Origin of the sequence: Pasteurella testudinis DSM 23072, assembly GCF_900176075.1 — a bacterium.
Taxonomy (GTDB): Bacteria; Pseudomonadota; Gammaproteobacteria; order Enterobacterales; family Pasteurellaceae; genus Chelonobacter; species Chelonobacter testudinis.
Map to the genome: position 1 here is coordinate 1 of NZ_FWWV01000039.1, position 7,280 is coordinate 7,280.

General features: G+C 47.8%; 8 protein-coding genes. 1 reads left to right on the plus strand and 7 read right to left on the minus strand.

Features of this window, described 5'->3' with window-relative positions:
* From B8880_RS11005 to B8880_RS11035, 7 genes are all read right to left on the minus strand, one after another.
* Positions 1–909 (minus strand): DDE-type integrase/transposase/recombinase (locus tag B8880_RS11005; RefSeq protein WP_084256980.1); only part of this gene is annotated, 909 nt, incomplete at its 3' end.
* 190 nt (positions 910–1,099) lie between these two features.
* Positions 1,100–1,861: a lysophospholipid acyltransferase family protein gene (locus B8880_RS11010; RefSeq protein WP_084257655.1), complete on the minus strand. Its 762-nt coding sequence runs from the start codon at positions 1,859–1,861 to the stop codon at positions 1,100–1,102.
* Positions 1,862–1,891: 30 nt separating this feature from the next.
* Positions 1,892–2,641: a GNAT family N-acetyltransferase gene (locus B8880_RS11015; RefSeq protein WP_084257656.1), complete on the minus strand. Its 750-nt coding sequence runs from the start codon at positions 2,639–2,641 to the stop codon at positions 1,892–1,894.
* A 53-nt stretch (positions 2,642–2,694) separates the two neighbouring features.
* Positions 2,695–3,957: an FtsX-like permease family protein gene (locus tag B8880_RS11020; protein WP_084257657.1), complete on the minus strand. Its 1,263-nt coding sequence runs from the start codon at positions 3,955–3,957 to the stop codon at positions 2,695–2,697.
* A complete protein-coding gene (locus B8880_RS11025) occupies positions 3,951–4,637 on the minus strand; it encodes an ABC transporter ATP-binding protein (RefSeq protein ID WP_084257658.1) in 687 nt (228 codons plus the stop codon). Before B8880_RS11025 ends, B8880_RS11020 begins: the two co-directional genes overlap by 7 nt.
* Before the next feature lie 31 nt (positions 4,638–4,668).
* The gene (locus tag B8880_RS11030) at positions 4,669–5,148 is read right to left on the minus strand and encodes a hypothetical protein (RefSeq protein ID WP_084257660.1); all 480 of its coding nucleotides are present in this window, start codon (positions 5,146–5,148) and stop codon (positions 4,669–4,671) included.
* Between the two features lie 19 nt (positions 5,149–5,167).
* Positions 5,168–6,913: an alkaline phosphatase gene (locus B8880_RS11035; RefSeq protein WP_084257659.1), complete on the minus strand. Its 1,746-nt coding sequence runs from the start codon at positions 6,911–6,913 to the stop codon at positions 5,168–5,170.
* A gap of 177 nt (positions 6,914–7,090) precedes the next feature.
* On the opposite strand from B8880_RS11035, the gene B8880_RS11040 reads away from it, so the two are divergent.
* A partial coding sequence (locus tag B8880_RS11040) for a transposase family protein (protein ID WP_143933421.1) occupies positions 7,091–7,280 on the plus strand: 190 nt, incomplete at its 3' end.

Here is a 7,280-nt window from a genome sequence, read left to right on the forward strand (position 1 = left end):
ATAACAGCTCACCGGCATTTGTCTTTCCAGACTTTCATGTGAACGCAGTTGATTAAACTCTTCTCTAAAAATATCCAGCTTTTGTTGGAATTCATGCATTTCTACCTTAAGCGTATCCACCTTTGCAATATAGCGCTTCAACTCCCTGTGCATTCGCTCTAAACGACCATTTTGCTGTGGTTTTCCTGCTTCAATACGTTCNGGGCGAATACCTAAATCAATTAGCCACTTGGATAATTTGGTCAGTCCCCCTAACGCAACTGAAGCAAAAGGCGCTCCATTATCACTGCGGATTGCCCAAGGTAAGCCGTATTCCTTAAAAATACGCGCCAGTAAAGGCTGAACCTCGGTATAGCCATGCTGAGTTAAACCCTGACATGCGAATAAATAACGGCTGTAATTATCATGTAATGTAAAAGGATAACACCTTTTATTCCCTACCATAAAATCGCCTTTGAAATCCATACTCCAACAATGATTAGGCGAATGACATTCTCCAAAAGGCAAACTATCTGCCGGCGTTTTAAGATGTTTTCTGCGTGCTTCAACCAATCCTGCTTTGGCTAAAATTCGGTCGCCCGTACTATCAGCACACCATTTTATATCCGGCTCTAACTGCCGCAAATAGTCTAACAGCTTTTTTGCTCCCCAATATTGTCGTTTCAACTTTTCTTGTACTAAACGTTCACAAACATAAGCAGAAACCACATTGGGATTGTGGTGTGGCTTGCGAGAAAGCGCACTAAGCCCAGCTAAACCATTTAAATGGTATCGTTGAATCCATTTATCACCCGTAGGGCGACTAATGTCAAATTGTTTACAAAGCTCACTTTTACTAAAGCGTTTGGTTAAATAAGCTTGAATAAAATGGATTTTTTGTTCCATGACACTCACTGTTTTCCAAGGCATTGGTATCTATCCTTTTTTAAAAGTTGATACCTGTTAATATACTTGTAAACGATGTCATCGGGTTAATATGTAAAGGATGTCTTAGGGTTGTACCCATATCTGTCCTTCTCCCACAAGGGGAGAAGAAATTATAACTTTTTCTAATTTACTCTATTTACGCGTTACACGACACAAGCTGTGATTAAAAATCCTAACGACTACGCGCCAACGCCTTTGCCAGCTCGACGGCGATAATCTCCTGAGTTTTATCCGCTAAATCACGCCGATCTTTACCGGCAGCGTCGATCGCTTCGTAAAAGGTCAATTCAATCACCGCACTTTTTTGTTTGGCAAGATCTTTTAGTGACTGCACCAGACTGACATCACCGTAATACGCCATCGTATGATTGCTGCCGCCGTTTTCTGCCGGATAGAAACACAACAACGGCCAAATTTTGGCTTCGGCATCAATCGCTGCCTGAAAAAAACTGCTTTTAAACGGCAACACCTGCTCGCCGTTGGTAGACGTGCCCTCCGGAAACAACGTCACCTGTGCACCCTGCCGCAACGCCGCCGCTACGCCGTCCACCTTGCCTTGTGTGCTGCCGTTGCCGCGTTGGCGGGAAACAAACACCGTGTTCGCCTGTGCCGCCAGATAGCCGATAATCGGCCAGTTGCGCACGTCTTCTTTGGCAATGAACTGCCCGGGCAGCACCGCATTAATCGCAAAAATATCCAACCATGACACATGGTTACAGATAAACATCGCGCCTTTGACCTGCGAAAAGTGCGGTACGTTGTGGGCGTTGACCCGAATATTAAATACATTCAGAATGTGCTGCGACCAGCGCTGAATCCGCGCCAGTTTCTGTTCCGGCGTACACCAACGGAACAACACCAACATTTGAAAAACGCCACTTAATAAAAAATAGGCGATTAACGTTAACCGCCAAACCATAACCAAAGATCGCATAAACCGCCTTATTCTTATTTTGAGTCGGAATTAACGACAGAAATGCTTCAAATAGCGCTCGTCAAGACGGGTGATCGGCATCATGATCAACACATCAGCCGAGTTGAAATCCGGATCCCACGCCGGTTCGCCGCAAATATAAGCGCCGGCACGCAGATAACCCTTGATCAAGGCAGGGGTGGACACCTCAAGATCTTGCTTTAATTTGTCCAGTTGCACCGGTACATGCGGAAACACACGGTATTCCAGCGGTGACAAATATTTTTTCTCCAGTTTGCGATATAAACTGGCCGCCATATGTCCGCCGTCGCTCATGCTAATACTGCCGCAGCCGATCATGTAAGACAGGTTTTCCAAATGCATAAACTTGATTAAGCCTGACCATAACAACATCACCACGCCGCCGTTACGGTAATCCTTATGCACACAGGCGCGCCCCAATTCGACGGTACGATCCAGAATGTGTTCGATCCGACTGAGATCAAATTCACCGGCGCTGTACCAGCCGCCGACTTTGCGTGCGCCGTCAATGGTCAGCAGACGGTAGCAACCGACCACGCGGCCGTTATCTTCATCGCGCACGATTAAATGCTGACAGTGTTCATCATATTTATCAATATCCAACCCGTTGACACTGTTGATTTTCGCCCCCATTTCAAGGGCGAAAATTTCATAACGCAGCCGCTGTGCGTCTTCAATTTCGGCTTGAGTCGAAGCCAGTGTCACGACCAAACGTTGATTGTCTATAACACTATGTTGTTCTATATGATGCTGCAACACATGCTCTCCTTACCCCCAATTTATACTCTGCTATAATTTAGGGCGTTATCATATCATTCTTGCGTATTTCGTAAAACATTTATTGGCGATTGGCGGTAAAGCAGCAATGACGGCAATAGCGCAATCAGAATCGCAAAAATAAAATTGAACAGGATAAAGCGGCACTCTTCTTCGCCCAAACGTACCGGCAGCACAAAACCACTTTGCAGGCTGAGATGTTGCGAAATCAGTTGTGCCGCGACATAACCGATAGCCACGCCCAACAGCATTGCCAGCGCAATCATCACGATCAGGGCAAACCAAATCAGCAGGAAAATCTTGGCGCGCGGCGCCCCGAAGATCCGCCACGCCGCCACTTGCTTTTGCCGGTTTTGCAGGTAAAGCACGATAATCATCAAAAGTGCGGTCGCCACCAACACTTGCGTGACGATCGACACCCACAGCAACACCTCTTTGCTGTCGCCTAACACGCCGTACACCCGCACCAGCACTTCCGCCGGAAATACGGCTTGAGTGGTTTCGGTTTTATATTGGCTGCGCAGTTGGTAAGCGCCGGCAAAACTTTGCGGCTTAATCACCACCGCCGACACGCCCAGCTCTTCAATCGCATGATCGTGGTCGTGATCATGGTCATGTTCATCGACATAGCCCGGCGGTCCGTCATGCTCGTGAGCGTGGTGATCATGGTCATGATCGTGGTCATGATGCTGATGTACGTCCCAAACGCTGGTAATCGGCACTAATAAGGCTTTATCCCAAACACTGCCCTCCTCCGGCAAAATGCCGACTACATGATACTCCACGTCATCATGGGCATGATGGTTGCTTTCCCCCAACTGTCCATGCATCGGGCTGAAACTGTCGCCGAGCGCCAAACCGCTCTTGGCGCCGACCACTGCTTCGTAATCCTTTTCAAACACTCGTCCGGCGGCAAGTTGCCGTTCGCCACCGTCGAGTAAAAGTGCGGTATTGGTGCCGATAATCGGCATATTTTGATAGTAGTCGCCGAATGCCAACGGTGCCGCCCAATCGACCTGCGGATTGGCTTCAATCTCCTTAAAAACCTCAGTATCCAGCAGGTTTAACGGCGACGGTTGTAAAAACACGGTGCTCAGCACCAATTGCACTTCACTGCCCGGCGCACCGACCACCAAATCAAAGCGATCCGCCGCTTGCGCACTGCCTTCGCGCAAGGCACGCTCCTGTAAACTGACGGTAATACTCAAGGCGGTGGAAAGGGCAATCAGGAAAATAATCATCAGGCTGCCGAATTTGCTCTTTTTAAAGTCAAGTAATAACAGTTTTAGCATTAACATAGTTGCGCTCCTGTTTGCTGATCCGACACGATAACGCCGTTTTGCAACAACAATTGGCGTTGCAGCTGTTCGGATAAGAAACGATCATGGGTCGCCACCAGCAGCATGCACTTCTCTTTTTCACTGATTTCCAATAATAAACGGGCAATGTTGCGGCTGTTTTCCGCATCGAGGCTGGCGGTCGGCTCGTCGGCGATAATCACTTTCGGCTTGGCAAGCAAGGCGCGGGCAATCGCCACCCGCTGCATCTCGCCGCGCGACAGTTGTGACACATCGGTGTTTAAACGCGGCATATTCATTTCGCTCAACAGATACTCCGCCCGCTGTTTGATCTCAAGCGGAACCGTCCAATTGCGAAAAGCGAATGGCAGCAGCACATTTTCCAGCGCGGTCAAACCGCCGGTTAAATAAAAATCCTGCATCACCATGCCGATCTGTTCAAACCGCCAAGTATCACAAGCAGTAGCGGAAAGTGCGGTCAGCTCTTGTCCTTGCCATTGCACCGAACCCTGAGTCGGTTTCAATAATCCGCTGATAATATTCAGAAAAGTGCTTTTACCACAGCCGGAAGGTCCCATTACGGCAACCTGTTGTGCCGCCGGTACGGATAATTGCCCAATGGCTAAAATCGGTTGCGGCAATGCCGCAATATTGACGGTCAAATCCTTGATTTCTAACATTTGATCTCCTGTCAAACTAAAAAAGCCTGTTTTATAATTTCTTGAATCTGGCGTTGGTAATGCGTAGCAAGCTGACAAAGCCGGTTTCCGGATCCGTCCACGAGCCGTATTCCAATTTGCCACTGACGTTAATCATGGCATTATTTTGTACAAAGGGTTGTTTTTTATCTAAATAGACCACCACAATATCCGCCGGCCAGTCGGCATCGGAGGAGCAGAACGGACACAGTGCCATCGGCGCTTTGGTCAGCACGAAAAACTGCGCATCGGCTTTCAGCGGCGGCGCCATAAAACCGTTCATATCAACCGTCTGATCTTTCAGGCCTTTGACTTTTTCGGAAAATTCCATGCCCAGCACTGAGATTTTGCCGTACAGTTCATCAAAGGTCAGATTAGTCGAAGCATAAGAATAAAAACTGATACAAAACACGCCCAGCGTGAGCAAACCTCGCTTGAGCATGTTAAACAAAAAGAGCGGGGTTCCCCCCGCTTTGATTACTTGAATGTTCATATCCACAACTCAATGTCCATTATTTTTTCGCACTATTGATAGCCAAGCTGTCAACAATCACTTTATAGATATCCGAGTTTTCCATGTAGCCTTTGATCGCTTCCGAGCCCGGGCCTTGTGCTTGAATGACGATATCGTCAATGGCGTGCACTCCGGTCGATTCGCTTTTCGGCAGAATACCGGTACGCAATACTGCACCCGGAATATCTTTATAGGCTTCGTTGGCAACGTATTCGTCTTTCTCGTTTTTCAACGCCGGTACGAATTGACCGTCAAGTTTCGGACGGAATGTTTCGTAGTAATCAGGATAGTTGTTGAAGAACACCGCCAGACGTTTGCTGACATCCAATTTGTCCGGATAGCCGTCGCCGTTTTTGTCTTCATAGTTCGGATAACCTGCGGCGGCATACACGCCGACTTTTTCACGCATTTCATCGCCCGGTTTGTCATCGTCAACCGTACCGATCAGCGAGATCCCGTGGGTATGATCACCGGTGACGATGATAAGGGTGTCAGGGTGGGTCTCGGCGAATCTTTTCGCAATATCAATTGATTGGTCAAACATAATCGTACTCATGATCGCACGCTCCCAATCCAACGGGTGCGAGGCTTTGTCGATCAAGGACGATTCGACCACCAGCACAAAACCGTCCGGATTTTGTGACAGCACATCAAGTGCGGTTTGGGTCATGGTGGTCAAGTCCGGTTGGTCCGGAAATTTTTTGGTCACGCCGTTATCGGTCAGGAAACGACGATCCAGCACGGTATCCATGTTTCCGGTGTGGAACAAGCCCAACAATTGTTTGGTGCCTTGCGGAATCGAAGTCAACTCGGTATTGCTGGTCACCAGCTGATAGCCGTCGTTTTTAAACATTTCGATATAGTTCAAATCGTCTTTCCGTTTTGAACCCGGCACGCTTTGCGGCAGGAAGTACGCCGAGCCGCCGCCTAAAATCACATCAGGCTTCACATCATGGAACATGCCGGTGATTTTGTCTTTGTCGGCACGACGACGGGTGTGGGAAACCACCGCAGCCGGTGTCGCGTCTTGAATTTCGGAATCGGTTACCACGCCCACGCTTTTGTTGGTTTTACGTTTGATCAGTTCGCCTAAGGTTTCTTGTTTCGGGTGATTCAAATTGTCGACAGAACGGCTGACATACACCCCCAGCGCGTTAATCGCCGATTTGTGACCAGTCATATACGCACTCATGGTATTGGCACTGTCGGCGGTGATCGCATCAGTACTGGACGTGCCGATAAAACCGGTAACCGGTAAGGTATCCATCGCCAATAAACTGTTGGCTTTCCCTTCGCTCACACCCTTGGACAAAATCCGTGCGCCGGTGCGGTGCGCCACCGATAAACCGTCACCCAAGAAGAAAATCACGTTTTTGGCTTTCGCCACATCCGGCGTTTGGTAAACACTCCAATTTACCGCACTTTCTTTGCCGTTCGCCTTGGCTTCCACTTTGTAATCACCGGCTTCTTTAATGCTGACGTTGCGCAACCACAAGGCGGAAACATCTTTGCCGTCTTCTTTTTCGATAAATTCAACATCACTGCTGCCTAATACGTCTTTAAAATCCTTACCATTGATCAAAATGCTGACCTGATCCGGCGTGACGATTTCATCGAATTCCACTTTAAAATCAAACTTACCGTCCGACATCATGGTTGCGCGATCAATGGGATAGATGGTCTGCGCTACCGCACTTAAGGGCAACGCCGCCATCATAAATGGTAATAAATAACGTAACTTCATATTTGTCTCCTGATGTTTATAAAAATAGGTGCTCAATCTGATGCCTGTCTACTATACAAAAGAAATATTACAGAAATATGACAACCTTGAATTTAATCGCGCCCCAGGGCAAGATCGCACTTTTCCTCAAAATATGATCTAATAAGCCTTTAATACGTTAAAATACAAGGTAACGTCATGGACTTATTCCGCTTTTTCGGTCAATTGGAAGACCCGCGTAAAGATATCAACCAAAAATATCCTTTTCTTGAAATCATTTTTCTGACCATGAGCGCCGTCATTTCCGGTGCGGAAGGTTGGACGGACATTAAACGGTTCGGGGAATATCATTTGGCGTGGTTGCGTCAATATTTACCTTTTGAGCGCG